This window comes from Arthrobacter sp. BI5, assembly GCF_056680065.1.
In genome coordinates, this window is record NZ_CM155264.1 from 1,986,676 (window position 1) to 2,012,882 (window position 26,207).

The 26,207-nt window shown below is 69.4% G+C and carries 26 protein-coding genes; 14 read left to right on the top strand and 12 right to left on the bottom strand.

All coding sequences use genetic code 11. From position 1 onward, the window contains the following. Nucleotides 1-6 precede the first annotated feature (6 nt). On the bottom strand, nucleotides 7-894 hold the full coding sequence (ypfJ, locus tag AC1MED_RS09005) for a KPN_02809 family neutral zinc metallopeptidase (RefSeq protein ID WP_479783024.1): 888 nt from the start codon (nucleotides 892-894) through the stop codon (nucleotides 7-9). Nucleotides 895-952: 58 nt separating this feature from the next. Here ypfJ and AC1MED_RS09010 point away from each other — a divergent pair, with 58 nt between their 5' ends. Together AC1MED_RS09010 and AC1MED_RS09015 are read left to right on the top strand one after the other, a co-directional pair. Further along, a complete protein-coding gene (locus tag AC1MED_RS09010) occupies nucleotides 953-2,410 on the top strand; it encodes a class I adenylate-forming enzyme family protein (RefSeq protein WP_479783026.1) in 1,458 nt (485 codons plus the stop codon). Beyond that, nucleotides 2,403-3,602: a thiolase family protein gene (locus AC1MED_RS09015; protein ID WP_479783027.1), complete on the top strand. Its 1,200-nt coding sequence runs from the start codon at nucleotides 2,403-2,405 to the stop codon at nucleotides 3,600-3,602. The genes AC1MED_RS09010 and AC1MED_RS09015 overlap by 8 nt, the downstream gene beginning before the upstream one ends. 471 nt (nucleotides 3,603-4,073) lie before the next feature. Here AC1MED_RS09015 and AC1MED_RS09020 read toward each other — a convergent pair whose 3' ends face one another. From AC1MED_RS09020 to AC1MED_RS09030, 3 genes are read right to left on the bottom strand one after another with little or no spacing between them, the layout of a single operon-like run. Beyond that, on the bottom strand, nucleotides 4,074-4,706 hold the full coding sequence (locus AC1MED_RS09020; protein WP_479783029.1) for an energy-coupling factor transporter transmembrane component T family protein: 633 nt from the start codon (nucleotides 4,704-4,706) through the stop codon (nucleotides 4,074-4,076). Then, nucleotides 4,703-5,446 (bottom strand): energy-coupling factor ABC transporter ATP-binding protein, encoded by a 744-nt coding sequence (locus AC1MED_RS09025; RefSeq protein ID WP_479783030.1) that lies wholly within the window; start codon nucleotides 5,444-5,446, stop codon nucleotides 4,703-4,705. The genes AC1MED_RS09020 and AC1MED_RS09025 overlap by 4 nt, the downstream gene beginning before the upstream one ends. Then, nucleotides 5,443-6,129: a biotin transporter BioY gene (locus AC1MED_RS09030; protein WP_479783032.1), complete on the bottom strand. Its 687-nt coding sequence runs from the start codon at nucleotides 6,127-6,129 to the stop codon at nucleotides 5,443-5,445. The genes AC1MED_RS09025 and AC1MED_RS09030 overlap by 4 nt, the downstream gene beginning before the upstream one ends. 307 nt (nucleotides 6,130-6,436) lie before the next feature. Between AC1MED_RS09030 and AC1MED_RS09035 the strand changes: the two genes are divergently transcribed. After that, nucleotides 6,437-8,035 (top strand): ABC-F family ATP-binding cassette domain-containing protein, encoded by a 1,599-nt coding sequence (locus tag AC1MED_RS09035; protein ID WP_479783033.1) that lies wholly within the window; start codon nucleotides 6,437-6,439, stop codon nucleotides 8,033-8,035. Between the two features lie 248 nt (nucleotides 8,036-8,283). Here the strand turns inward: AC1MED_RS09035 and AC1MED_RS09040 are convergent, their stop codons facing one another. The 4 genes from AC1MED_RS09040 to AC1MED_RS09055 are packed head-to-tail and all read right to left on the bottom strand — an operon-like array spanning nucleotide 8,284 to nucleotide 10,372. Continuing rightward, nucleotides 8,284-8,751, bottom strand: a complete 468-nt coding sequence (locus AC1MED_RS09040; RefSeq protein WP_479783034.1) for a YbaK/EbsC family protein — start codon at nucleotides 8,749-8,751, stop codon at nucleotides 8,284-8,286. An 11-nt stretch (nucleotides 8,752-8,762) separates the two neighbouring features. Beyond that, the gene (locus AC1MED_RS09045; protein WP_479783035.1) at nucleotides 8,763-9,641 is read right to left on the bottom strand and encodes an SURF1 family cytochrome oxidase biogenesis protein; all 879 of its coding nucleotides are present in this window, start codon (nucleotides 9,639-9,641) and stop codon (nucleotides 8,763-8,765) included. Further along, entirely contained in the window at nucleotides 9,642-9,917 is a 276-nt protein-coding gene (locus tag AC1MED_RS09050) for a hypothetical protein (RefSeq protein ID WP_346958127.1), read from the bottom strand. Then, complete coding sequence (locus AC1MED_RS09055; RefSeq protein WP_346958126.1) at nucleotides 9,914-10,372, bottom strand: DUF3099 domain-containing protein; 459 nt, start codon at nucleotides 10,370-10,372, stop codon at nucleotides 9,914-9,916. Before AC1MED_RS09055 ends, AC1MED_RS09050 begins: the two co-directional genes overlap by 4 nt. A 152-nt stretch (nucleotides 10,373-10,524) precedes the next feature. On the opposite strand from AC1MED_RS09055, the gene fabG reads away from it, so the two are divergent. After that, the gene (gene fabG, locus AC1MED_RS09060) at nucleotides 10,525-11,250 is read left to right on the top strand and encodes a 3-oxoacyl-ACP reductase FabG (protein ID WP_346958125.1); all 726 of its coding nucleotides are present in this window, start codon (nucleotides 10,525-10,527) and stop codon (nucleotides 11,248-11,250) included. 224 nt (nucleotides 11,251-11,474) lie between these two features. Continuing rightward, the gene (locus tag AC1MED_RS09065; protein ID WP_479783036.1) at nucleotides 11,475-11,894 is read left to right on the top strand and encodes an Hsp20/alpha crystallin family protein; all 420 of its coding nucleotides are present in this window, start codon (nucleotides 11,475-11,477) and stop codon (nucleotides 11,892-11,894) included. 96 nt (nucleotides 11,895-11,990) lie between these two features. Here AC1MED_RS09065 and AC1MED_RS09070 read toward each other — a convergent pair whose 3' ends face one another. After that, nucleotides 11,991-12,428 carry a DUF5655 domain-containing protein gene (locus tag AC1MED_RS09070; protein ID WP_479783037.1) on the bottom strand — a complete coding sequence of 146 codons (438 nt, stop codon included), beginning with the start codon at nucleotides 12,426-12,428 and terminating at the stop codon, nucleotides 11,991-11,993. Between the two features lie 562 nt (nucleotides 12,429-12,990). Here AC1MED_RS09070 and AC1MED_RS09075 point away from each other — a divergent pair. After that, nucleotides 12,991-13,752 (top strand): SDR family oxidoreductase, encoded by a 762-nt coding sequence (locus tag AC1MED_RS09075; RefSeq protein WP_479783038.1) that lies wholly within the window; start codon nucleotides 12,991-12,993, stop codon nucleotides 13,750-13,752. Between the two features lie 95 nt (nucleotides 13,753-13,847). Here AC1MED_RS09075 and serB read toward each other — a convergent pair whose 3' ends face one another. Then, a complete protein-coding gene (serB, locus tag AC1MED_RS09080) occupies nucleotides 13,848-14,744 on the bottom strand; it encodes a phosphoserine phosphatase SerB (RefSeq protein ID WP_479783039.1) in 897 nt (298 codons plus the stop codon). A gap of 133 nt (nucleotides 14,745-14,877) precedes the next feature. On the opposite strand from serB, the gene AC1MED_RS09085 reads away from it, so the two are divergent. From AC1MED_RS09085 to lplAB, 5 genes are all read left to right on the top strand, one after another. Then, a complete protein-coding gene (locus AC1MED_RS09085; protein WP_479783040.1) occupies nucleotides 14,878-15,663 on the top strand; it encodes an ABC transporter ATP-binding protein in 786 nt (261 codons plus the stop codon). Between the two features lie 18 nt (nucleotides 15,664-15,681). Continuing rightward, the gene (locus AC1MED_RS09090) at nucleotides 15,682-16,467 is read left to right on the top strand and encodes a sulfite exporter TauE/SafE family protein (protein WP_479783041.1); all 786 of its coding nucleotides are present in this window, start codon (nucleotides 15,682-15,684) and stop codon (nucleotides 16,465-16,467) included. Between the two features lie 7 nt (nucleotides 16,468-16,474). Next, nucleotides 16,475-17,284, top strand: coding sequence for a TrmH family RNA methyltransferase (locus tag AC1MED_RS09095; protein WP_479783042.1), 810 nt, complete (start codon nucleotides 16,475-16,477; stop codon nucleotides 17,282-17,284). Between the two features lie 186 nt (nucleotides 17,285-17,470). Further along, a complete protein-coding gene (locus AC1MED_RS09100; protein WP_056739465.1) occupies nucleotides 17,471-17,728 on the top strand; it encodes a type B 50S ribosomal protein L31 in 258 nt (85 codons plus the stop codon). Nucleotides 17,729-17,871: 143 nt separating this feature from the next. Then, entirely contained in the window at nucleotides 17,872-18,975 is a 1,104-nt protein-coding gene (lplAB, locus tag AC1MED_RS09105; protein WP_479783043.1) for a lipoate-protein ligase LplAB, read from the top strand. 19 nt (nucleotides 18,976-18,994) lie between these two features. On the opposite strand, the gene pepN is transcribed toward lplAB, so the two are convergent. Continuing rightward, the gene (pepN, locus tag AC1MED_RS09110) at nucleotides 18,995-21,604 is read right to left on the bottom strand and encodes an aminopeptidase N (RefSeq protein ID WP_479783044.1); all 2,610 of its coding nucleotides are present in this window, start codon (nucleotides 21,602-21,604) and stop codon (nucleotides 18,995-18,997) included. Between the two features lie 70 nt (nucleotides 21,605-21,674). Then, complete coding sequence (locus AC1MED_RS09115; RefSeq protein WP_479783045.1) at nucleotides 21,675-22,709, bottom strand: YeiH family protein; 1,035 nt, start codon at nucleotides 22,707-22,709, stop codon at nucleotides 21,675-21,677. A 111-nt stretch (nucleotides 22,710-22,820) separates the two neighbouring features. Between AC1MED_RS09115 and AC1MED_RS09120 the strand changes: the two genes are divergently transcribed. From AC1MED_RS09120 to AC1MED_RS09130, 3 genes are read left to right on the top strand one after another with little or no spacing between them, the layout of a single operon-like run. Then, nucleotides 22,821-24,416, top strand: coding sequence for a circularly permuted type 2 ATP-grasp protein (locus tag AC1MED_RS09120; protein WP_346958114.1), 1,596 nt, complete (start codon nucleotides 22,821-22,823; stop codon nucleotides 24,414-24,416). Next, complete coding sequence (locus AC1MED_RS09125) at nucleotides 24,409-25,335, top strand: alpha-E domain-containing protein (RefSeq protein ID WP_056739454.1); 927 nt, start codon at nucleotides 24,409-24,411, stop codon at nucleotides 25,333-25,335. Before AC1MED_RS09120 ends, AC1MED_RS09125 begins: the two co-directional genes overlap by 8 nt. Then, complete coding sequence (locus AC1MED_RS09130; RefSeq protein ID WP_479783046.1) at nucleotides 25,332-26,183, top strand: transglutaminase family protein; 852 nt, start codon at nucleotides 25,332-25,334, stop codon at nucleotides 26,181-26,183. Before AC1MED_RS09125 ends, AC1MED_RS09130 begins: the two co-directional genes overlap by 4 nt. Nucleotides 26,184-26,207 lie beyond the last annotated feature (24 nt).

Below are 26,207 nucleotides of genomic sequence, written 5' to 3' on the forward strand. Positions count from 1 at the left end.
GTCGGGCTACGGGGTGGCGACCTTGAAAGTGTCGCACTGGTTGATGTCGCCGGTCTTGTAACCCTGGTAGAACCACTTCTGCCGCTGCGCGCTGGAGCCGTGGGTCCAGGATTCGGGCGAGACCCGGCCGGTGGCGGCCTTCTGGATCCGGTCATCGCCCACCGACGACGCGGCGGACAGGGCGTCCTGCAGGTCCTGCGTCTTGAGCGGTTCCAGGAACGGCTGGCCGCTCTTCGGATCCTTGGTGGTGGTGGCGTAGCGGACCCAGAGGCCGGCGTAGCAGTCGGCCTGGAGCTCCACCCGCACCGCGCCGGACTCCGGACCCTGCGGATCCTGCTGGGCACGATCGATGGTGCCGAGGACATTCTGGATATGGTGGCCGAACTCGTGGGCCACCACGTACTCCTGCGCCAGCGGGCCGCCCGAGGAGCCGAAGCGGTCCACGAGTTCCTGGAAGAAGCCCGGATCGAAGTACGCCGTCTGGTCGGCCGGGCAGTAGAACGGGCCGACCTCCGAGGTGGCGGAGCCGCAGCCGGTGCTGGTTGCCCCGCGGAACAGGACCGTGTCCGGTTGCGGGTACTTCTTGTTGTACTGCGCCAGGTAGTCCGGCCAGAACGCATTCAGGCTGTTGACTGTGCCCACGATCCGGCACTCCAGGCTGGCATCGGCGTCGGCGCCGGTCTTGCACGCCGGTGCGGTGCTCTGGCCCTGCGACTGCTGGTCCTGGGTGCTGCCGGCCAGACCCTCCAGCAGTTGCGGGTTGATGCCGAACAGCGCGGCCAGGAGCAGCACAATGCCGCCGCCGATTCCGCCGCCGATTTTGGTGCCGCGGCCCATGCCGCCGCGGCTCTGGACCTGCGACGGGTCCAGTTGCACGTTGTCATTGAAACTCATGCTGAAACAATATCCTCTCCCGGCTGTCCGGGCTTCGTTGCCCGGTAAAGTTGGTCCGATGCCTTTTCTCGACAGACTCCAGCGCTGGGCCGACGAGCGCCCCGACGGCACCGCCGTCGTCGTGGCCGGGCAACGCCTGAGTTTCTCCGAACTGCGGGATGCCGCGGCCGCGCTCGTCCCGCTGACGCCGAGCGTCACGGTCCTGGCCGAGCGCAACTCCACGGATTTTGCCGCTGCCTTCGCGGCGGCGGTCGCCGGTAGCCGCCGCTGCGCCGTGCTGGACCCCACTTGGCCGCAACAGCTGCTCGACAGCCTGACCGCGCGGATCGCGGACACCGTGCCCGGGGGCGGGGCCAGCCTGGATGGGTCCGCCGGGGGCGGCACAGGCGAGGGCGGCGCCATGGGCGGCGACCTCGCTGACGGCCCGCCCGACTCGCCGTTCCTGATCGGGCTCACGTCCGGGACCACGGCGGTGCCGAAGGCGTTCAGCCGGTCGCGGCGGTCCTGGCAGCTGTCCTTCGAGTCCTCTGTCGAGTTCTTCGGCCTGGGCCCGGACGACAGGACGCTCGCGCCCGGGCCCCTGGCCGCCAGCCTCAACCTCTATGCCCTCGCCGAATGCCTGTATGCCGGCTCCGCATTCCATACCCTCGACCATTTCGACGTCGGGGACGCGCACACCGCGGTCAGCCACGACGGCATCACCCGGCTGGTGCTGGTGCCCACGATGCTCCGGCTGCTGAGCGAGCGCGGGCTGGCCGGCGGTGTGGACGGCTCCGGGCTGCGGAGCATCATCTGCGCCGGTTCCAAGCTCGACGCGCGGACCCTGGAGGCCGCGCGCCGCTGGGCGCCGAACGCGACCATCTTCGAATACTACGGCGCCGCGGAGCTCAGTTTCGTCGCCGGCGAGGGCCTGCGGCCCGGTGAGGCAGCAACAGCAGGGGAGCCGGGCCTGGGAACCGGGATCGGCGGGCCGTTTCCCGGCGTCGAGGTGAGGATCCTGGACGACGGCGGAGCCCCGGTGCCGGACGGGCACGACGGCAACGTCTGCGTGCGCAGCGGCATGGCCAGCGACGGCTACCTCTGGGGCGACGACGGCGAGGCACTGCGGTGCTTTGACGGCTGGTACACCGTGGGGGACCAGGGCTACCTGTCCGGCGGGATCCTGCACCTGCTGGGCCGCCGCTCGGACATGATTGTCACGTCGGGCACCAACGTGTACCCGCACGAGGTGGAGCTGGCCCTCGCATCGGTCCCGGGAGTCGCCGCCGCCGTGGCCGCCGGGCAGGCGGACGACCTGCGTGGCCAGCGCGTCGTGGCAGCGGTGCTGCCCGCGCACGGCGGCCTGACCGGCACCCAACTGAGAGCCGGCGTCGAGGACGTCCTGGCCCATAACAAGCGGCCACTGGACTATTACCTGCTGTCCGAGCTGCCCCTCACCGACCGAGGCAAGCCCAGCCGTCCGCTGCTGCTCGAGTGGATCGCCCGCAACGACCCGCGGATCCGGCGCCTTGGCTGAGGATCCGCTGCCGGCCGACGGGCAACCCGTCATCATCGCCGCGCGGCGGACCCCGGTCTGCCGGGCCCACGGTGCCTTGAAAGCCCTGCAGCCCGAGGAGCTGCTGGCGCCGGTGCTGCGCCGCCTGCTGGAAGACACGGGCGCCGCGGCTGACCAGGTCCAGGACGTGGTGATTGGTAACGCGGTGGGCGGCGGCGGCAACGTTGCCCGGCTGGCGGCCCTGGAGGCCGGCCTGCCGGTGAGCGTTCCCGGGCTGACCGTGGACCGGCAGTGCGGTTCCGGGCTGGACGCGATTGTGCTGGCATCCCGGCTGGTTGCCGCCGGGGGTGGTTTCGGGAGTGGCCCCGGCGGCGTTTACCTGGCCGGCGGAGTCGAGAGCATCAGCACGGCGCCGCTCCGTGCCCGTCCCGGCGCCGGTGGCGAGCCGCAGTTCTACCGCCGGGCCCGGTTCGCCCCGGCGGGCTACGGCGACCCTGACATGGGGGTGGCCGCGGAAAACGTGGCTGTGCGTTTCGGTATTTCGCGGCAGCGGCAGGACGAGTTCGCGCTGCGCAGCCACCAGCGGGCCCTCGACGCCGCCGCAGCCGGCGCCTTCGACGGGGAAGTTGTGGCGCTGTCCGGGCCAGAGGGTCCTGTCCGCTCCGACGACGGGCCGCGCCGCTCCCTGACCCCTGCGGTGCTGGCCCGGTTCCCGGCGGCGTTTGTTCCCGGCGGGAGCGTGACCGCCGGAAATTCCTGCTTCGACGCGGACGGGGCCGCCGCCGTGGTGGTCACCTCGCTGGCCCGTGCACGCGAACTCGGCGCCCGCGACGGCCTGCTGGTGCTCGGGACGAACACCGCGGGCGTGGAACCAGCGCTGCTGGGGATGGGCGCGGCGGCAGCTGCGGCACGCCTGCTCGCGGGTTCTTCCATTGCGGCCCGGGACCTCGGGCTGATCGAGTTCAACGAGGCCTTCGCCTCGCAGACGCTGGCGTGCCTCGACCAGCTGGGCATCGAACCGCGCCGCGCCAACCTCGACGGCGGAGCCCTCGCCCTGGGCCACGCCTACGGAGCATCCGGCGCCGTCCTCGTGACGCGGCTGCTGGCCCAGGCCCGTCGGTATCAGGTGGATGGCACGCTGGCCCTGGCCATGATCAGCATCGCCGGCGGGATGGGGACGGCTGCGCTGTTCGAGTACAGGACGCTCCTCTAACCCCAGGGGACATGCTCATTCTTCGGGCCCGGGCGTGGACATAGGGGCCGTATGTCCACGCCCGGCGGCCTAGGGAGGGCATGCTCCTCAGGTGCCCCAGGGATCGGGCATGTCCGGTGCGCCGACCCGGGGGACATGCTCATTCTTCGAACCCGGGATTGGACATAGTGGCCGTATGTGCACGCCCGGCGGCCTAGGGTGGGCATGCTCCTCAGGTGCCCCAGGGATCGGGCATGTCCGGTGCGCCAACCCGGGGGACATGCTCATTCTTCGGGCCCGGGGTTGGACATAGGGGCCGTATGTGCACGCCCCGCGGCCAAGGGAGGGCATGCTCCTCAGGTGCCCCAGGGACCGGGCATGTCCAGTGCGCCAACCCGGGGGACATGCTCATTCTTCGGGCCCGGGATTGGACATAGGGGCCGTATGTCCACGCCCGGCGGCCTAGGGTGGGCATGTCCCGGGTGGCCGGGCTCAGTCCTCCCAATCCTCCGCCTCGGCCAACCCGCGGGCCGCCAGGGCCTCGCCGGTCTGCCGGGCAAAGGCCACCGTGGTGATGAACACCGGCAGTACCAAGGCGCGGGGGTTCCGCTCCAGGCCACGGGCGCGGGCCGAATCACGGACATCGGCATAGGCTCCGGCGATGAAGGGGATGCTGCGCAGCATCACGGCGATCGTCAGCGCGAACCGCTCGGGATCGGCGCCGAACCGGCGGAACGGCCGGGCCAGCGAGGCCACACCGTCCAACAGGGTCTGGACCGGGGTGGTGGCGGTGAGGATCGACGCCGCCACCACACAGACCAGGACGTTCAGTACAATCCGTGCCGCAACGGGGCCGCCAAGCTGCCACCACTGGAACAGCCCGATCATGGCCAGCACGGGCAGGACCGGCCGGACGGCCCGGAGCAGCCTGCCGGCACCGGCGCCGCTGAGCAGGAACACCCCGCACAGCAGCACTAGCCCCGCTGCAGCCGCGGCCCAGTCCGCCACCAAAAATGAGCCCATCCCACACGCGAGCACCAGAAGGAACTTCAGCCACAGCGGCGCGCGGTGCACCGGGGAACTCCCCGGCACGTAATTGGCCAGCAGGAAGCCGTGCCCCCTCATGGCCCCGCCGTCTCCCCGCGGGCGGGCGGCACGGCAGCGGGATCCGCCGCGCACAGCTGCCGGTACTGCGCGACGGCGGCGGCCGCGCCGCCGTCGAACACTACCTTCCCGGCGTCCACCACGAGCACCCGGTCCAGATCGAGGGCAAGGTCCAGGTCGTGCGTGGACAGGATGACCTGCTGTTCCAGCCCGGCCAGGGTGCGGCGCAGGAGTTCGCGGTTCCGCAGGTCCAGCAGGGTGGACGGCTCGTCCAGCACCAGGACGTCCGGTTTGACGGCCAGCACGGCGGCGAGGGCCACCAGCTGCCGTTCGCCGCCGGAGAGCTCGTAGACACTCTGGTCCGCCAGCGCCAGCAGCCCGAAACGCTCCAGCGCCGCTTCAGCCAGGGCACGTCGTCGGCCGGCGTTCCGCTCCGAACGGCGCAGGGACAATTCCACGTCCTCCCGGCCCGTGGGCATTACCAGCTGCGAGAGCGGATCGGTGAAGACAAAGCCGACCCGGCGGCGCACGGCCCGCACCTCCCGGACCGTGTCCGCACCGGCGACCGTGACACTGCCGGAGCTCGGCGCGACCAGGCCGTTCAGCAGCCGCAGCAGCGTCGACTTCCCGGAGCCGTTGGCGCCGATCACGCCGATCCGCCGCTCGGTCAGGTCCAGGGACGTGGCGTGGAGCAAGGTCTTGGGCTCCGCCGAGCCGTCAACGGCGACCCGCACCTCCGCGCGGTCCAGGACAATGCTCATGCGCGTCCGTCTGCGCGCCGGATGCGGCGCACCAGCAGGTCAGGGAAGGCCTTGTGCAGGGCGAGGGCGACCGTGACCGCAAGGACGTTCTTAATGATGTCGCCCGGGTAGAACGCGAGGTCGGCCACGAAAGCTGCGGAGAAACTGAGTTTCGCGTTGACCACCATGCCGAGGATGCCCAGCCCGTGGACAAAGACGATGCTGCTGACCATGGCGGCGCAGAAGAGCAGCACGGCCCGGAGCTTCCCGGAGCGGCCCGCCGTGCGGCGCAACACGACGGCGGTCAGGGCGCCGACGGCGGTGGCCGCCAGCAGGAAGCCGATGATGTAGCCCGCCGACGGTCCGGCCAGGACACCCAGGCCGCTGCGCCCGCCGCTGAAGATCGGCAGTCCGGCGAAGCCCAGGAGCAGGTAGAGCCCGACGGCGGCGAAGGCGCGGCCCGCGCCCAGCGCGAGCCCGGTGAGCATCACAGCGAGGGTCTGCAACGTGATCGGCACACCCAGGCCGGCGACCGGGATGGCCGCCACGAGCGCCGACGCCGCGACGAGTGCGGCGAAGACGGCGATCAGTCCCAGGTCGGTAGCATCCCAGCGGTTGCGCCGGCTTCCGCGCGGCGTCGCGGCACTGGAAGCGGTGGGGTTGGTGGTGCCGGCATCGGTGACGGCATTCTCGGCATTGCTCATGATGTTTCCTGTCGCGTGGTGGGTCCGGGGATCTACTTCCGACGATACGGCCGCGGCCACGCCGCCATTTTGTAGGCCTTCCACTAAGCGCGGGCCCGCTCGCTGGACCACTCCGCCAATCCGGCGAAGCGGCGGTCAACGACGGCGGGCGCCGGCCGCCGTCGTCCGCGGCGTTCCCCGATGTCACCCGTCAGGGGAGGTGCCGGTAGACTGGTAGAGGCCGAACTCTTGGCCACACTGCCCCGGCCCCGTCCAGACTTCATCCGTTGTGCCGCGGCGTTCCCTGTTGTGAAAGGCCTTAGCTGCATTGATTACCGTCCAGGATCTCGAACTGCGCGCCGGCGCCCGTCTGCTTATGGACCAGGTGAGCTTCCGGATCGACAAGGGAGACAAGATCGGCCTCGTTGGCCGTAACGGTGCAGGCAAGACCACGCTGACCCGGGTGCTGGCCGGTGAAGGCCTCCCCGCCGCCGGGAAGGTGACCCGCAGCGGCGAGATCGGCTACCTGCCGCAGGACCCCCGCACGCCGGACATGGAGCAGCTGGCCCGGGACCGGATCCTGTCCGCCCGCGGCCTCGACATCGCGGTCGGCAAGCTCCGGGTCGCGCACGAGGAGATGGCCAGCGAGGACGCCACCGTCCAGCGCAAGGCCATGAACCGCTACGACCGGCTGGAATCCGAGTTCCTCGCCGCCGGCGGCTACGCTGCCGAGGCTGAGGCCGCCGCGATCTGTTCGAACCTCGCCCTGCCGGACCGGCTGCTGAACCAGCCACTGAAGACCCTCTCCGGCGGCCAGCGCCGCCGTGTGGAGCTCGCCCGCATCCTCTACTCCGACGCCGAGACGATGCTGCTCGATGAGCCCACCAACCACCTCGACGCCGACTCCATTGCCTGGCTGCGCGAGTTCCTCAAGAACCACCAGGGCGGCCTGATCGTGATCAGCCACGACACCGAACTGCTCGAGGCGACGGTCAACAAGGTCTTCCTGCTGGACGCCAACCGCGCGCAGATCGACTTCTACAACATGGACTGGAAGCGCTACCTGACGCAGCGCGAAACCGACGAGCGCGCCCGCAAGCGCGAACGCGCCAACGCCGAGAAGAAGGCCCAGGTCCTGATGGACCAGGCCAACAAGATGCGCGCCAAGGCCACCAAGGCCGTCGCAGCGCAGAACATGGCCAAGCGCGCGGAGCGGCTGCTCGGCGGCCTGGAAGCGGTGCGCGAGAACGACCGCGTGGCCGCCCTGCGCTTCCCGGACCCCTCGCCCTGCGGCAAGACCCCGCTCACCGCCGACGGCCTCAGCAAGTCCTACGGGTCGCTGGAAATCTTTACCGACGTCGACCTCGCGATCGACCGCGGCTCCAAGGTGGTTATCCTGGGCCTCAACGGCGCCGGCAAAACGACACTGCTGCGCATGCTCGCCGGCGTCGACAAGCCCGACACCGGCGAAGTCATCCCCGGCCACGGCCTCAAGGTGGGCTACTACGCGCAGGAGCATGAGACGCTCGACGTCGACCGCACCGTGCTGCAGAACATGCGCTCGGCCGCGCCGGACATGAACGACTCCGAGGTCCGCGGCATCCTGGGCTCGTTCCTGTTCTCCGGCGACGACGTCGACAAGCCCGCCGGGGTGCTCTCCGGCGGTGAGAAAACCCGGCTGGCGCTGGCCACGATTGTCGCGTCGAGCGCCAACGTGCTGCTCCTTGACGAGCCCACCAACAACCTCGACCCCGCCAGCCGCTCCGAGATCCTGGGCGCGCTGCGCAACTATACCGGCGCGGTCGTGCTGGTGAGCCACGACGAGGGCGCCGTCGAGGCACTCAACCCGGAGCGCGTCGTGCTGCTGCCTGACGGGGTCGAGGATCTCTGGAACGAGGACTACCTGGATTTGATCACGCTGGCGTAATCCTCGTTCGGGCGGTCCCTTCTGGTCACCTCCGCGCCCCGGCACGCCCGATTTGCCGCGTGCTCGCTCGTACTCCCCACCGTCCCCCTAACCTCGCAAGCTCGGCCAGGGAACCCGGACGGCGTGGGCCCCCGCTTAGACGCACGCTACGCAAATCAGCCGCACCGTTGCGCTAGTGCATCGTCATCATCGCGCTCAGCGCTCTCACGGATGTCGCTCCGCTGGCGGTCATGTCGCCACTGCGGAAGCTAACGTACCTGGAGTTCTTCCGCGGCGGTGATGCGGTGGAGTTCTTGGTAGCTGATGGAGAACATGGAGTTGTGGTCTCCGGCGCCGGCCCAGAGCGGTTCGTGGTTCTTCAGGGATTCGTCGAGGAGGGTTCTGATTTTCGCCGGATGGCCGAGCGGGGCCACTCCGCCTACGCGTTGGCCCGTGTGGTGCAGGACGAAGTCGGGGGAGGCGCGGCGGATCTTCCCGGAGCCGAGAAGGGCTTCAACCTTGCGGACGTCCACTTTGGCTGCGCCGCTGGCAAGGATCAGCAGGGGAGCGCCGTCCAGGTCGAAGATGAGGCTGTTCGTGATCGCCGCGACGTCGCAGGCCAAAGCAGCGGCGGCTGCCGCCGCCGTCGGCACCGGGGACTCAAAGATGGCCACGGTATCCGTGGCGCCGGCCGCGAGGAGCGCGCGCCGGACGCTGGCGACGGCGTCGGGGTCCATCCGGTGCTCCCTCAGAATCCCTGGGCGTCCAGGATTGCGTCTTCCTCTTCCTCGGCCGTGGCAGTCTTGCGCTTCCGGGGGACCGTCCGACGGTGCGGGGACGGATTGCTCGCGTGCAGGTACCCGTCCCCGGCGTCCTGGTCCTCAGCGTCCTCCGCATCAATAGCGGCGTTCCGGGCCTGTTGGCGGGCAGCGTAACCGAAGCCGACGAACATGAGGACGCCGAAGGCAAACCACTGCAGCGAATAGGACAGGTGGGTGCCTTCCTCGGTGGAGGGCTTGGGGAAGCCGACGGGCATGTCTGCGGCCGGCGGGGTCTCCGAAGCCAGTTGGCCGTAGGCGCCGGTGAGCAGCGGGTATCCAAGCTGGGAGGAGTAGGTTGCCAGGTCGATCGACGCGAGCTGCCCGTCCGGGGCGCCGCGCTGCAGCGCCGGCTCGGCCGGCTTGAGCCGGGCCACCACGGTGACGTTGCCGGCCGGCGGAGCCGGGACCGAATCCGGGCTCCCGGGAGTCTTATTGCCGATGGGAAGCCAGCCGCGGTCGATCACCACCGTTTCGCCGGACTCCAGCTTGAACGGCACCACCACCTCATAGCCGGGTTGTCCGTTGAGCGGGCGGTTGCGGACAATCCGCTGCCCGGCCTCGTCGTAGCGGCCGCGGAGTTCTACCTGCGTCCATTCCCGGTCAGCGTCGAGCTTGATGAACTGGTCCCGGGCGTCCGCGAAGGGAATCGGGGTCGCGGAGTAGTTCGAGACGACGCGGTTGATCTCGGCGAGGGTCTCGGCCCGGCGGTCCATCTGCCAGCGGCCCAGGAACACGCACGCGGTGGCAAAAATGGCGGCCAGCAGCAGGTAACCCAGCCACTTGCTGGAGAAAAGGAAGCGGTACATTCAGCCGGCCCTGCCCGGGACAATGGGGGATTCCGCGCCGTTGCCGGCAGCGTCGTCCAGCGGGACGGTTGCCTTCCAGAGCCCGCGCGTCTGCAGATAATCCTCCAGCCAGGCACGGTGTTCCGGGCAGGCGAGCCAGGTTTTGCGGCGCTCCGGGGTGTGGATCTTCGGGTTGTTCCAGAGCAGCTGCCAGGCGGCGTCGGCGCGGCAGGCCTTGCGCGAGCACATCGCCGTTGCAGGCGCGGCAGCGGGGTCGGCCAGATCAAAAATGTTCATGAAGCAGCCCGCCTGTGGTCCTCGTCGTCGTCGTCAATCAGCTCGCCTTGGAGCAGCGTGATGGGGGCGTCGTCCGCCGCCGGGGGGCGCTGGCCGGGAGTCTCCGCCGGGCGGGGCGCGTCGAGTTCGCCCATCGGGACGTAGTCGATCAGGGACTCGCTGTGGACTTCGGCGCGGTCGCTGCCGTTGGCGATCACCACCGCAAACCAGGGCAGGAAGACGGCTCCGATGATGGGGATGACCTTGAACCAGCCGTCCACCACGAACACGAGGACCAGGCAGATCATGCGGATGCCCATGGCCACGGCATATTTGACCATCCGCTGGCGCATCTCTTCCGAGTGGGCGGCGGCGGCGTCGGTAATGCTATGGACCTCGGTGTCACCGGAGTACTCCCCGGACGACCGCTCACCGGGTCGGTTCTTGTTTGTCACGGCTGTCAGATCACGCTCCATAGGCTTACTTCGATTCTCTCACCATCGGCGGGGGCACCCAAACAGCTGCCGGCCCCGGGCCGGAACGTTCGCGCCGGAGGCTAAGATCGGAGGCAGGAAAATCCAGCCCACCCGACGCGGTGCCAGTGAGCCGCAGAATCCCGGAGCCCAATATGTCTGAAGCAACCTCGACCAGCCGCAGCGTCCTCATCACCGGCGGCAACCGGGGCATTGGCCTCGCCATCGCCGAGTCCTTCCTGGCCAACGGCGACAAGGTCGCTGTGACCTACCGCAGCGAGACGACGCTCCCGGCCGGCATCCTCGGGGTCAAAGCCGACGTCACGGACGAGGCCTCCGTGGACGCCGCGTTCGCCGAGGTCGAGGCGGCGCACGGGCCGGTGGAGGTCCTCGTCGCCAACGCCGGCATCACCAAGGACACACTCCTGATGCGGATGAGTGAGGACGATTTCACCTCGGTGATCGACACGAACCTCACCGGCGCCTTCCGCGTCATCAAGCGCGCTTCCAAGGGCATGATCCGGGCCCGCAAGGGCCGCGTGGTGCTCATTTCCTCCGTGTCCGGCCTCTACGGCGCCCCCGGCCAGATCAACTACTCCGCGTCCAAGGCCGGCCTGGTCGGCATCGCCCGCTCACTTACCCGCGAGCTCGGGGCACGCGGCATCACCGCCAACGTGGTGGCGCCCGGCTTCATCAACACGGACATGACCGCCGAACTGCCGGAAGCCACGCAGAAGGACTACCTGTCCAAGGTTCCCGCCGGCCGCTTCGCCGAAGCGTCGGAAGTCGCCGACGTCGTGCGCTGGATCGCCAGCGATGAGGCGGCCTACATCTCCGGCGCGGTTATCCCGGTCGACGGCGGCCTCGGCATGGGCCACTAGGCCCGGGCCGGCTGGGCCGGCTGGGCCGGTTGCGTTTGCCGTCCCCGCGGACGACGGCGGCTGCCGGGCCCGCGGACGACGGCGGCTGCGGCCCGGTCTCGGCGCCGCGGGTTCCGCCCGGGGCCGGGCCTTTGGCCCTAGGCGGCGCAGCAGCCGGGGGCGTGTAATGGGTCGTACAGCCCCTGACCGCGCCAAGGCAGGGGCGTGGACCCAGGAGGATTATTATGGCTGATCTCAGCAAGTGGGCACCCTCGGACATGTTGGAGCCCGTCCGCCGCTTCCTCGACGGCGACCTGACGATGGCCTCGACCATCAAGGTCGAGCAGTTCCAGGACGGAAACACCCTGGTGGTGCGGGCGGAGGTTCCCGGCATCGATCCCGACAAGGACGTCGACGTGTCGGTCAGCGAAGGCATGCTGCATATCAGGGCCGAACGTGAGGAAAAGACCGAGCACAAGAGCAAGACGGGCTACCGTTCAGAGTTCCGCTACGGCTCCTTCCTGCGCAGCATCGCCCTGCCGGCCGGGGCCAAGGAAGAAGACATCACCGCCAGCTACAAGGACGGCGTCCTGGAAGTGCGCGCCCCCGCCCCCGTCACGTCGCCGGGCGAGACGACCAAGAAGATCAGGGTCGACCGGGGCTGACGCAGGCAGGTCTCACCGCCGGCCGGCACCTCGCCGCAGGTCTTGGGGGAGCCAGCCGGTTGGCTGCGGCAGGCGAGTCGAGCGCCGGACCGGACTTCAGTCGGCTTCGTCCCGGGCCTGCCGCAGCCAGCCCGCCACCTCGGCGTCGAGGTCCTCCACGGAACGAAGCTCCAGATGATGCATCCATAGTCCGGGTGACGGGTGCACCACCGACTTGAACCGGGGCGAGTCGATCCGGCTGCCCGCGGCAATCGAGAGCACGGCCGGCACGTCGGAGCGCACGTAGCGCCCGGGCCACCAGACGTAGGCGAAGCCGCGGCGCCGCCCGCGGAAGGCGACCTGGCTTTTGGTTGCCCTGATTTCAGGCGGATCGACGGCGTCCGGGCCGACTGCAGGCGGACCAGCTGAAAGCCGGCCTGCTGCGACCGGCGCGGGTCCGGTAAGCATCCGTTCCACGACGCGGTACAAGGCAAGGCCCCGGGGCGACCCGTAAAAGACTTCCTCCGGTGTGGACTCGGTGCCTTGGCTCCCCATGGCCGCGAGCCTACGCCGCCACCGGTCCCCGCAGCCACTCGCGCCCGCTTCCACCAGGGGGACATGTCCAGTCTTCGTCGCGGCGGGTGGGCTTATGGGTACTATGTCCAGTGCCGGACGCACGCGGAGGGCATGTCCCGCGGAGCGCCTGGCGCCACCGGTCCCCGCAGCCACTCGCACCGTCTTCCACCAGGGGGACATGTCCAGTCTTCGTCGCGGCGAGTGGGCATATGGGCACTATGTCCAGTGCCCGACGCACGCGGAGGGCATGTCCCGCGGAGCGCGCGCCGCCACCGGTCCCCGCAGCCACTCGCACCCGCTTCCACCAGGGGGACATGTCCAGTCTTCGTCGCGGCGGGTGGGCATATGGGCACTATGTCCGGTGCTCGACTCTCCCGGAGGGCATGTCCCGCGGAGCCTGCCGCGACCCGAACCACGCGGCCACCGGAACTAGGCCTGCGCGGCTTCTTTGTGGATCCCGGACAATCGAATTGCTGCGGACCGCTGGCATGATGGACAGCAGACCCCACAGTATTTGGACGTTTGGAACAAAGGAGCTCGAATGGGACTGCTGGACAACAAGACCGCGATCGTTACCGGTTCGTCGCGCGGCATTGGCGCAGAGGTGGCCAAGTTCCTCGCCGCCGAGGGAGCCGCCGTCGTGGTGAACTACCGCCAGAAGGCGCCGCGCGCCAACAAGGTGGTCGCGGAAATCGAGGCAGCGGGCGGCCGGGCCGCAGCCGTAGGCGCTGACCTCACCACGCAGGAAGGCGTCCAGGCACTCGCCAGCGCAGCGATGGAGAACTTTGGCTCGCTGGATCTGCTGGTCCTTAACGCCTCCGGCGGCATGGAGTCCGGCATGGAAGAGGGCTACGCGCTCAAGCTCAACCGCGACGCCCAGGTGAACATGCTCAACGCCGCCGTGCCGCTGATGTCCGAAGGGTCGCGGGTGGTCTTTGTGACCAGCCACCAGGCCCACTTCATCGAGACCGTGCCCACCATGCCCGAGTATGAGCCCGTCGCCCGCAGCAAGCGCGCCGGTGAAGACGCGCTCCGGGAGCTCGTTCCGAGCCTCGCCGACAAGGGCATCTCCCTGGTGGTGGTCTCCGGCGACATGATCGAAGGCACCGTCACCGCCACGCTCCTGGACCGCTCCAACCCGGGCGCCATCGAGGCCCGCCGCGCCGAGGCCGGCAAGCTGTACTCAGTGAAGGAATTTGCCGCCGAGGTCGCCAGGATGGCCACCGCCGACGTCGAGACCGGCCACACCGAATACGTCGGCGGCGCCGACTACTTCGACAAGTCCAGCGACGCGGGCAACTAGTAACCGCCGAGATGGCACTTGGCGGCAGTGTTTTTCAAGAACACTGCCGCCAAGTGCCATCTGGCGTTAACACCGGGCCGACGCCAGGCCGGGCCCTACACGCCGGCGATGTGCCGGACGGCGTCGAGGTACGGCATGTTCACGGCTGCGTCCGCCACGGCGCGGACTGCCGGCTTGGCGTTGAACGCGACCCCGATGCCCGCGGCGCCCAGCATGTCCAGGTCGTTGGCGCCGTCGCCCACCGCGATGGTGTGCTCCATCGGGATGCCCTCGGCCGCGGCCCACTCCCGCAGGTACTTTTCCTTGGCGGCGCGGTCCACCACGTCGCCGAGTACTTTCCCGGTCAGCGCGCCGTCCACAATTTCCAGTTCGTTGGCAATCCAGTAGTCCAGCCCCAGGTCCTCGGCAATCGGCCGCAGGATCTGGTTGAAGCCGCCCGACACCACCGCGACGGCGTGCCCGGCCGCCTTGAACGCCACCACCAGCTCGGCCGCGCCGTCGCTCAGGGTCACCTCCGCGCGGACGGACTCGACGACGTCGGCCGGCAGCCCGGCGAGCACCGCCACCCGGGCGTGCAGGCTCTGCGCGAAGTCCAGTTCGCCGCGCATGGCCGCCTCCGTCACGGCCGTCACTTCCTCGCGCTTGCCGGCGTAGGCCGCCAGGAGCTCAATGACTTCCTGCCGGATCAGCGTGGAGTCCACGTCCATGATCAGGAACTTCCGCGGGGCCTCCCGCAGGGCGGCGGGGACAATGGCCGTGTCGACGCCGTCAATCCGCGCCGCGGCGATGCTCCGGCGGAGCCCGTCCAGCCCGGCCGCCGTGGGGGCGTCCGGCATAGTGCAGTCGGCGGAGTAAACCGAGAAGCGGCCGTCGCCGGCGGTGCTTTCGGCGCCGATGGACAACCCCGCTCCGGCCAGCGACCGGCGCAGCTGCGCTACTTCGGGAAGGGACAATTTGACGCCGTAGCTGACCGCGGTCACGTTCGAACTCATGGCCTCAATCCTAGCGAGCGGGCCGCAGCCGCCCTGAATTCGTTTCGCGCCGGTGACGCACCCCGGGGGCGCCACTGCGGGCCCGCCGCCCCGGTTATCAGTCGTCCGCTTTTTTGTCCTAGTGTCTACTCCTATGAGTGATGTTCTTGAAATGGCCGCCGTCAGCGTTGTACGTGGGGCAAAAACGCTCCTGGACAAGGTTGACTGGCAGGTCAAGGAAGGCGAGCGTTGGGTGATCCTGGGCCCCAACGGCGCCGGCAAAACCACTCTGTTGCAGGTGGCCGCCGCCCGCCTCCACCCGACCAGCGGTATGGCCGGGATCCTCGAAGAGATCCTCGGCGCCGTGGACGTCTTCGAACTCCGCCCGCGGATCGGCCTGTCTTCCGCCGCCCTCGCCAACCAGATCCCCGAGCACGAAAAGGTCCTCAACGTCGTGGTGACCGCCGCGTACGGCGTCACCGGCCGCTGGCGCGAGGGCTACGAAAAGGACGACGAACGCCGCGCCTTCGCCCTGCTCAATGAGTGGGGGATGGGCCCGCTGCTCAACCGCCCTTTCGCGTCACTCTCCGAGGGCGAACGCAAGCGTGTGCAGATTGCCCGCGCGCTCATGACGGATCCGGAGCTGCTGCTGCTCGATGAGCCCGCCGCCGGCCTGGACCTGGGCGGCCGCGAAGACCTCGTCCACCGGCTCAGCGAGCTGGCCCGGGACGAAGCCGCCCCGGCGATCGTGCTGGTCACGCACCACCTCGAAGAAGTGCCCCCCGGGTTCACGCACGCCCTGCTGATGCGCGACGGCGGTGTGGTCGCCTCCGGCCCGCTGGCAGACGTGCTGACCGCGGAAAACCTCAGCAAGACCTTCGGCGTCGACCTCGACGTCAGCGAGACCGGCGGCCGGTACACCGCCACCGCCCGCCGCTGAACGGCCCGCTGACAGCGCGTGGAGTTCCTCAGTAGCGTCTTCATTTTCTTCGCCGGCCTCTGGGCCGGCACCATCAACAGCGTGGTGGGTTCCGGCACCCTGGTGACGTTCCCGGTGCTGATCGCCCTTGGCTTCGCCCCGGTGACCGCCTCGATCAGCAACGCCATGGGCCTGGTGGCCGGCAGCGCGGCCGGGGCCTGGGGGTACCGCAAGGAGCTCGCCGGCCGGCGCAACCAACTCCTGCGGCTGCTGCCCGCCTCGCTGCTGGGCGGAATCACCGGCGCCTACCTGCTGCTGCACCTGCCGGAGCAGGTTTTCCACTACGCTGCGCCCGCCCTGATCGTGGTGGCCCTGCTGATGGTGGTGTTCCAGCCCAGGCTGCAGCGTTGGGTGCAGAACCGCGAAGAGAACCCGGAACACGCCATCCGGGACAAGCGGCACGGCTTCCTGTTGGTGGTACTGGTCTACCTCGCGGGCGTCTACGGAGGGTACTTCGTGGCGGCGCAGGGCATCCTGCTGGTCGGCATCCTCGGCGTATTCATGGCCGGAACCATGCAGAACGCCAACGCCATGAAGAACATCCTGGTCCTCGGCGTGAACCTCGTCGCCGCAGCGTCCTACCTGCTGTTCGCCTTCGACCGGATCAGCTGGCCCGCGGTCGGGCTGATTGCCGTCAGTTCGCTGGTCGGCGGCCTGGTCGGTGCCAAGGTGGGCCGCCGCCTGTCGCCGCCGGTGCTGCGCGGCGTCATCTTCATCCTGGGAACCGTGGCCCTGGGCTTCATGATCGCGAAGCTGGTGAATTGAGCGGTCCATGAGCTTCCACCACCTCGAATCCGCCGACGACCCCCGGGTCGCCGACTACACCCAGCTGACCGACGTGCACCTGCGCAAAGTCCGCGAACCCGCCGAGGGCATGTACATCGCGGAGTCCTCCCGGGTGCTGCGCCGCGCCCTCGCCGCCGGGCACCGGCCGCGCTCATTCTTCCTCGCGGAGAAATGGCTCGAGGACCTCGCCGACGTGTTTGAGGCCTACCCGGACGTGCCGGCGTACATCGGCTCGGCCGCGCTGCTGGAGGAAATCACCGGCTTCCACCTGCACCGCGGCGCTATGGCGGCCATGCACCGCCCGGCTCCCGTGCCGCTGCCCGAACTGCTCGCCGGTGCCCGCCGGATCGCGGTCCTGGAGGACATCGTGGACCACACGAATGTCGGCGCGATCTTCCGCTCCGCGGCCGCCCTGGGGCTCGACGCCGTACTGGTCTCCCCGCGCTGCGGGGACCCGCTCTACCGGCGCAGCGTCCGCGTGAGCATGGGCACCGTGTTCCAGGTCCCGTGGGCTCGGCTCGAAGACTGGCCGGGGGAGCTGGCAGTACTCAAGGAACACGGGTTCCTGGTCGCTGCGATGGAACTGACGCCGGACGCCGTGGATGTCGACGTCCTCGCTGCCCGGAACCCCGAGCGGCTGGCCCTGGTGCTCGGCACCGAAGGCGCCGGGATGAGCGGGGCAACCCTCGCCGCCGTCGACCTTGCCGTGAAAATCCCGATGCGCGCCGGCGTCGATTCGCTCAACGTCGCTGCCGCGTCCGCCGTCGCGTTCTGGGAACTGCGGCCCCGCGACTGATGCGCCATCCGGGCCGCCACTGCCGTTGGCAGGATCCCGGGAGTCCGCCCGCGGGCCGGTTCGTCCGGTAGGGGGATCTGGGCTATTATTGATAGCTGGCCGTGCTGCGCCTTTCGGCGCCGGGCAGCCACTCCCACTCATACCTGGCAGCTGGCAAAATCCAGTTGCGTGAACAAAGGTCCAATTATGCAGTCTGATATCCACCCGAAGTACGAAGCTGTTGTTTTCAACGACCTGGCTTCCGGCGTCAAGTTCCTGACCAAGTCCACCGTGTCTTCCTCGAAGACCATCGAGTGGGAAGACGGAAACACCTACCCGGTCATCGACGTCGAAATCTCCTCCGAGTCCCACCCGTTCTACACGGGCAAGCAGCGCATCATGGACTCTGCAGGCCGCGTCGAGCGCTTCAACGCTCGCTTCAAGGGCTTCGGCGGCAAGAAGTAACTTTCTTCACCCCAAGGTCTTTTGGAAAAGCCCGCACCGGCAACGGTGCGGGCTTTTTGCGTCCCGGGGCCGGCCGGGTGCGGGGCCGCTGCGGTTCGCGGCCGGGTTCTGTTTCGGCCGGGCAGTGGGGCAGGATTGAGGGTATGACTTCCTTCCCTTCCCCCGCAGCGCCCAGCACCGAGGACGACGGCGGCCGGCGCCACGGAGAGTACAAGGTTCCCGGCGGCAAGCTGGTGGTGGCCGATCTCGACGTCGTCGACGGCGTCCTGGCCCACGTCTCGATCAGCGGGGACTTCTTCCTCGAACCCGACGAGGCGCTCCTGGACATCAACCGCAGCCTCACCGGCCTGCCGGTGGACGCCAGCGCGGCGGATCTGGCCGCAGCCGTGACCGAGGCCCTGCCGGAGGACGCCGTGCTCTTCGGCTTCTCCGCCGAAGCGGTCGCCATCGCGGTCCGCCGGGCCCTGGCCAAGGCCACCGGCTGGGGCGACCACCACTGGAACATCATCGGCCCGTCCGTGCTGCCGACGCACGTGAACGTGGCCCTCGACGAGGTCCTCACCGAGGAGGTCGGTGCCGGGCGCCGCAACCCGACGCTGCGGTTCTGGGATTGGGAGGAACCGTCGGTTGTGATCGGCAGTTTCCAGTCCGTCCGCAACGAGGTCCACCCCGACGGCGTCAGCCGGCACGGCATCAGCGTGGTCCGCCGGATCAGCGGCGGCGGAGCCATGTTCATGGAGGCCGGCAACTGCATCACCTACTCGCTCTACCTGCCGCAAACCCTCGTAGATGGCATCAGCTTCGCGGACTCGTACGCTTTCCTGGACGCCTGGGTCATGGCCGCGCTGGAAAAAGTCGGCATCAACGCCTTCTACGTGCCGCTGAATGACATTGCCACCGACCAGGGCAAGATCGGCGGTGCCGCGCAGAAGCGACTTGCCAACGGCGGCATGCTGCACCACGTCACCATGAGCTACGACATCGACGCCGACAAGATGGTGGACGTGTTGCGGATCGGCAAGGAGAAGCTCTCCGACAAGGGCACCACCAGCGCCAAGAAACGCGTCGACCCGCTGCGGCGGCAGACCGGGCTGGCCCGCGCCGAGATCGTCGCCGCCATGATCGAGGTCTTCACTGAACGGTACGCGGCGACGCCGGCGGAACTCACCGAGGCCGAACTCGACGCCGCCCGCCGCCGGGTGGAGACCAAGTTCGGCACCACGGAGTGGCTGCACCGGGTCCCGTAGCGGCCGCGGGGCGGGGTTGCTAGGCCGCCGCCTGCGCGGTGAGCGCGCGGAGCAACTGGCTGCGCTGTTCGATGATGATCCGGCGCAGTGCCCGCGGCGCGTCCGGATGTTCGGCCAGCCACTGGTCCGTCCGGGCGATCACCGGGTGCCCGGCCGGGGCGCCGCCGCCCCGGCCGAGGTCCTGGCCGGCCGGGTAGAGCCCGCGGACGATCCGGCTGGCGATCTCGATGCTGCGGTCCGCCCAGACCCGTTCGAGGCACTCGAAGTAGGGTTCCACGTAGTTATCCAGCAGGGTGGCCGGCGCCGTGTTGAAGCCCGCGATGGTGGCACTGAGTAGCTGGTTGGACAGTTCCGTGCCGTGGACCGCGGCGTCCCAGGCGGCATCCTTGACCGCCGGGTCGGGCCGGGCCGCGAGGGCCGTGGCGTGACCGGACTTGCCCGAGGCGGTGTTGTCCCGGTCCAGTTCGGCGTCCAGCTGCGCCGGGTCCGCCTGCCCGTTGGCCGCGAGGGCGTGCCAGAGGTTCCAGCGGAGCTCCGCGTCGACGGAAAGGCCTTCGATGACGGTGCTGCCGTCCAGCAGGCCCCTGACCAGGTCCAGCTCTCCCGCGTCGTAGCGGCTCGTGGCGGCCACGGTGCGCGCCCAGGCCAGCTGTTGGTCGGAGCCGGGCGCCGCGTTCCGCAGCTCCGCGGCCGCTGCGCTGAGGAAGGCGCTGCGGACGGTGCTCCGCGTGGCGGCGGGCACGTAGCGTTCGATTGCCGTTCCGGCGTTGCCCAGGACATTCAGGAGCACACCGATGCCGGTCTCGGCGGGGCCGAAGCGCTGCACAGCCTCGACGTAGCGGGCCGCGGGCGTGACGGCGTCCCGGGCTGAGTCCCACAACGCGGTCCAGCACAGGGCCCGTGCCATCGGATCGCCGATCGAGCCCAGCGAACTGCGCACGGTGGCCTCCGAGTGCGGATCCAGCCGGACTTTGGCGTAGCTGAGGTCCTCGTCGTTGACCAGCAGCAGCGCCGGGCGGGCCATGCCGGCGAGCTGGCCCACCAGGGTGCGTTCGCCGTCGACGTCGGTCTCCACACTGTCGGTGCGGACCAGGGCTCCGGTGGCGTCGGGGTTGTACAGGCCGATCCGCAGCCGGTGCGGGCGCGGCTCCTGGCGGCCGGTGATCGGGTCTTCGGCGTGCTGGAGCAGGGACACGGCGCCCAGGACGCCGTCGTGCTCTTCGATCTCGGTGATGAGGGTCGAGATGCCGGAGGTCTGCAGCCATTGCCGGGCCCACGTGGCGAGGTCCCGGCCGGAGGCGGCGCTGAGCGCGGCCAGCAGGTCCGCCAGGGTCGTGTTGCCGTAGGCATGGTCGCGGAAGTACTGGCGGGAGCCGGCGATGAACGCGTCGAAGCCCACGTAGGCCACCAGCTGCTTGAGCACCGAGGCGCCCTTGGCGTAGGTGATGCCGTCGAAGTTCTGCTTCGCGGCCTCGAGGTCCGGGATGTCCGCGACGATCGGGTGCGTGGTGGGCAGCTGGTCCTGGACGTAGGCCCAGGCCTTGCGGTTGTTGGCGAAGTTGACCCACGCAGTCGCCCAGTCCGTGGTCCGGTCCACACCGAGGGTGCCCATGTAGTCGGCGAAGGACTCCTTGAGCCACAGATCGTCCCACCACCGCATCGTGACGAGGTCTCCGAACCACATGTGCGCCATCTCGTGCAGCAGCGTGTTGGCACGGCCCTGGTACTGCGAGTCGGCGGCCCGGGAGGTGAAGACGTAGCTTTCGGTGAACGTGACCAGGCCCGGGTTCTCCATGGCGCCGAGGTTGTACTCGGGCACGAAGGCCTGCTCGTATTTGCCCCAGGGGTAGGGGTAGTCGAAGAGGTCGTTGAAGAAGTCCAGGCCGTTCCGGGTCAGCAGGAACAGTTCTGCCGCGTCGAAGGACGGTGCCATGGAGGCGCGGCAGTAGAGCCCCAGCGGCACGTCAAGGGCGGTTCCATCCGCGAGGTTCCCGTGCCAGGTGTCCTCGGCCTTGAAGTAGGGGCCGGCGAGCACGGTGGTGATGTAGGTGGACATCGGCTTGGTGGGGGCGAAGTCCCAGCGGCTTGTTGCCGGATCGCTGGTCAGCTGGGTGCGGAGGGTTTCGGCGCCGTTGGAGGACACCTGCCACTCGGACGGGGCCATCACGTGGAAGGTGAACTCGGCCTTGAGGTCGGGTTGTTCGAAATTCGCGAATACGCGCCGCGCGTCGGCCGGTTCGTACTGGGTGTAGAGGTAGCACTGGCCGTCGGCGGGGTCGAAGAAGCGGTGCATGCCCTCGCCGGAGGTGCTGAACCGGGCGGTGCCGGTGACCGTGACCTGGTTCTCGGCCTGCAGGTTGTCCAGGCGGATCCGTGAGCCGTCCACGACATCGGCCACGGGCAGGCCCTTGCCGTTGAGGAAGACGCTGTGCACCGAACTGCTGATGAAGTCCAGGAAGGTGGACGCGCCGGGTTCGCTGGCGGAGAAGGTGATGACACTGCGGCTGGTGTAGCCCGCAACCGCGGGATCCGCCGCCTGGCGGACGTCGAGGGAGACGTCGTAGCTGTGGGTGGTGATCAGGGCTGAGCGGGTTGCCGCTTCGTCACGGCTCAGGTTCTGGTTCGACACTCCGCTATCTAATCACGGGCGGTGCCGGGGGGGCGGTCGGTCAGCGGCCGGGAATCGGCGGGGCGGTCGGTCAGCGGCCGGGGATAAGGACGACGGCGGCGGCCAGTCCCAGCGCGGCGATCAGCAGCCACGACGCCAGCGCGGCCAACAGGGCGGGGGTACCGGTCCGCAACAGGTGCCCGACCCGGACGGCCGACCCGAGGCCGAAGAGCGCCATGCCCAGCAGCACGTCCTGCAGCACCGCGGCCGCCCCGAGTACCCCCGGGGAGAGCCAGCCGGCGGACCGCAGGGCGGCCATGGCGATGAACCCCACGACGAACAGCGGCACGACCGGGGGAAGCTTCCCGCCGTCGTCGGACCCGAGCCGGTGGTGGATCCCGGCCGCGGCGACCATGGGTGCGAGCAGCAGTACCCGGGTGAGCTTGACGATGACGGCGACGGCGAGCGCCGAGGCGCCGGCAGTCTGCGCGGTGGCGACGACCTGCCCGACGTCGTGCACCGACGCGCCCGCCCAGGCCCCGAAAGCCTCCGGGCCCAGCCCCAGCGGCCCGATCAGCAGCGGCAGGACGCCGATCGCGAGTGTGCCGCAGAGCGTGACCAGCGCGATCGGCAGCACGGTGTCCTGCTGCCGGATGCGGCGCACGGCGGCCATCGCGCCGATCGCGGAGGCGCCGCAGATGGCGAATCCGGTCGCGAGCAGCAGCGACACCGCCGGCGGCAGCCGGAACAGCCGGCCGATGCCGTAGGTGCCGGCGAACGCCGCCAGCACCACCCCGGTGATCACTAACAGCGCGGGCACGCCCAGGCCCAGCACGTCCACCACACTGACCTTGAGCCCCAGCACCACGATCCCGCTGCGCATCAGGTGCTTGCCGGCGAAGTCCAGTCCAGGCCGGCCGGCCCCGGCGCTCCAGCCGGACACGCCGGGAAGGTTCGCGGCGAGCAGCCCCAGCAGCACGGCCACGGTCATGGCCGGCAGCGCGGGCAGCGCCAGGTGGACGGCGAGGGCGGCGGCGACGGCAGCAGCGCAGGCCAGCAGGCCGGGCACCAGCGGCTGCAGGCGGCCCGGGCGGCGGTGCGGAAAGGAGGGGCGGATCAAAGGCACGCACCCCACCTTGCCGCAACCGCCGGCTAAATATCGCAGCGTGGGCCGCAACACGCCCCGCGGGCCTGCGCCGAAATGATTTCGTAACGAAAAGGTGGTTGGCTAGTGGGCATGTCTGACCTATTCCAGGATTACTCCGAGGCCGCCGGCCGCAGCGGCGCCTACGACGAGATGTTCACCCCGGACCAGCAGGCCCGGCGCTCCTACGGGCAGGTGGCCGGGGCACTGCAGGAACTGTCGCTGGCCGACGTCACCGCCCGCGCCGACTCCATGGCGCGGACCTTCCTGGACCGCGGCGTGACTTTCGACTTCGCGGGGGAGGAGCGGCCCTTCCCGCTGGACATTGTGCCCCGGGTGATCCCGGCCGATGAGTGGACGGTCCTGGAACGCGGCGTCGCCCAGCGTGTCCGGGCGCTTGAGGCGTTCCTCAACGACGTGTACGACAAGATGACGGTGGTCTCCGACGGCGTCATTCCGCGGCAGCTGGTGACCACCAGCGCGCATTTCCACCGCCAGGTCCACGGCTTCGAACCGGCCGGCGGCGTCCGCGTCCACATTTCCGGCATCGACGTCGTCCGCGACGCGGCGGGAACCTTCCGGGTGCTCGAAGACAACGTCCGGGTCCCCTCCGGTGTCAGCTACGTCCTGGAGAACCGCCGTGCCATGGCCAAGGGCCTGCCGGAGGCGTTCGGCCAGCAGCTCATCCGCCCGGTGGAGGAATACCCGCGCCGGCTGCTGTCCGCGCTGCGCAAAACGGCGCCGTCCGGCGTCGACGACCCCACCGTGGTGGTCCTGACCCCCGGCGTGTTCAACAGCGCCTACTTCGAGCACACCCTGCTGGCGGGCCTGATGGGCGTCGAGCTGGTCGAGGGCCGGGACCTGATCTGCCGCGGCAACCGGGTCTACATGCGCACCACCGCCGGTGAACAGCGCGTGGACGTGATCTACAAGCGGATCGACGACGAGTTCCTCGACCCGCTGCAGTTCCGCTCCGACTCCATGCTCGGCTGCCCGGGACTGGTCAACGCCGCCCGCGCCGGCGGCGTCACGATCGCCAACGCGGTGGGCAACGGCGTCGCGGACGACAAGCTGGTCTACAGCTACGTGCCGGACCTGATCCGGTACTACCTCAGCGAGGAACCCGTGATCGCCAACGTGGACACCTTCCGGCTCGAAGAGAAGGAAGCCCGCGAGCATGTGCTGGACCGGCTCGACGAGCTGGTGGTCAAGCCGGTGGACGGCTCCGGCGGCAAGGGCCTCGTGATCGGCCCCGACGCGTCCAAGGACGAGCTCGAGGCCCTGCGCAAGCGCATCATCGCCGACCCGCGCGGCTGGATCGCGCAGCCGGTGCTGCAGCTCTCCACCGTGCCCACACTCAGTGGCGACAAGTTCGGCCCGCGGCACGTGGACCTGCGGCCCTTCGCGGTGAACGACGGCGACGACGTCTGGGTCCTGCCCGGCGGCCTCACCCGGGTGGCGCTCAAGGAGGGCTCCCTGATCGTGAACTCCAGCCAGGGCGGCGGCTCCAAGGACACCTGGGTGCTGGCGGATTCCCCGCAGGTCCCGGTCGAGGTCATCCCGCGGCCAGCCATCGCGGTCCGCGAGCGGGTGTCGGTCTGGCCGGTGGAGAGCAACTGGCGCGACAGCCAGAAGGAACAGCAACAGCAGCAGATGTCCGAGGCGCAGGAGGTAGCCGCGAATGCTTAGCCGTATCGCCGAGTCACTGTTTTGGATCGGCCGTTATGTGGAACGTGCCGACGGCACCGCCCGCATCCTGGACGTCCACCTGGAACGGCTGAACCACTTGCCGATGGAGGAGCAGCGCAGCGTCGCGCAGGAACTCCTCGCCGTGATGGGTGCGCGGCCGCAGTCCGAGGAGTTCGGCCTCGATGAGCTGCTGCACGCCCTGGCCTACGACAAGCACAGCGCCACCTCGATCGCCGGGTCCCTCGGCGCCGCGCGTGAGAACGCCCGGCGGGCCAGGGAAACCGTGTCTTCCGGGCTCTGGGAAAGCCTGAACACCACCTATTACGGGCTGAACCAGCATCGGAAGGACGTGGTGGGCACGTACCGCTTCTGCAACTGGGTACTGGAACGCACCGCCATGGTCAGCGGCCTCGCGGACACCACGGTCAGCCACGACGAAAGCTGGCTGTTCCTGGTGCTGGGCCGTTCGCTGGAGCGCGCCGACATGACCGCACGGATGCTCTCCACCCGGGACGTGCTCTCGGCCGGCATGTCCTGGGTGAACATGCTCCGCTGCGCCGGCGCGTACGAGTCGTTCCTGCGGACCCGGCGCGCCGCCTTCGGTGACCAGCACGCGGCCGAGTTCCTGCTGCTGGACCGGCTGTTCCCGCGGTCCATCGTCTACGCCCTGCGCGACGCCGACGACTGCCTCGCCAAGCTGGATCCGTCGGCCCAGCGGGTCGGCTTCATCAACGACGCCCGCCGGATCGTGGGCCAGGCCCGGACGTTCCTGGAGTTCCACCGCACCGATGACCTGATGTCCGAACTGCCCGAACACATGGAGCGTGTGCAGAAGGCCGTGTCGCAGGCCTCGGACGCCATTTCCCGTAAGTACTTCAATCAGGCAGACGAACTGGCCTGGGTGGGAGAAGTTTCATGACCCGGCTCAGCATCACCCACAAGACCGCGTACAAGTACAACAAGCGGGTCACGCTCTCGTACAACGAGGCACGGATGACGCCGCTGACGGACCCCCAGCAGGTGGTGCTGGAGTCCTCGATGAAGGTCTCGCCGTCGCAGGCGGCGCTCAGCAGCTACCGCGACTACTGGGGCACCCGCGTGACGGCGTTCGACATGCAGATGCCGCACGACCACCTCGAGGTTCTCTCCACCACCACGGTGGAGGTCCACCGCGTGGAGCGGATCCCGGCCGAGGCGGACATTGTGGGCTGGGACGTACTCGCCGCGCCGGAGACGCTCAACCAGTTCAGCGACTGGATCCCGCAGTCGCAGCTGACCGGCCCGGGCGCCGAGGTCCTCGCGATCGTCCCCGGCGTCGTCGAGGGACGGAACCCGCATGAGGCGGCCATGGCCGTCTTCGAATGGATGCGCGGCGAGATGACCTACATGAAAGGCTCCACCGGCGTCACTACGAACGCCGAAGAGGCGTGGAACCAGCGCCAGGGCGTCTGCCAGGACCTCGCGCACCTGGCCATCGGGGCGCTGCGCAGCTGCGGGATCCCAGCCCGGTACGTCTCCGGCTACCTGCACCCGCGTTCGACGGCGGAGCTCGGCGAGACGGTCGCCGGTCAGTCCCATGCGTGGCTGGAGTGGTGGGACGGCGAGTGGCGCAGCTGGGATCCGACCAACCACAAGCCGGCCGGGGACTTCCACGTGACCGTGGCGCGCGGCCGGGACTACCGGGATGTGCCGCCGCTGAAGGGCATCCTCTCCGGCGGCGGGGGCTCCGCCCTGGCCGTGACGGTGGAAATCACCCGATTGGCCTAAACCGCGCCCCCCACCCGCATCCGA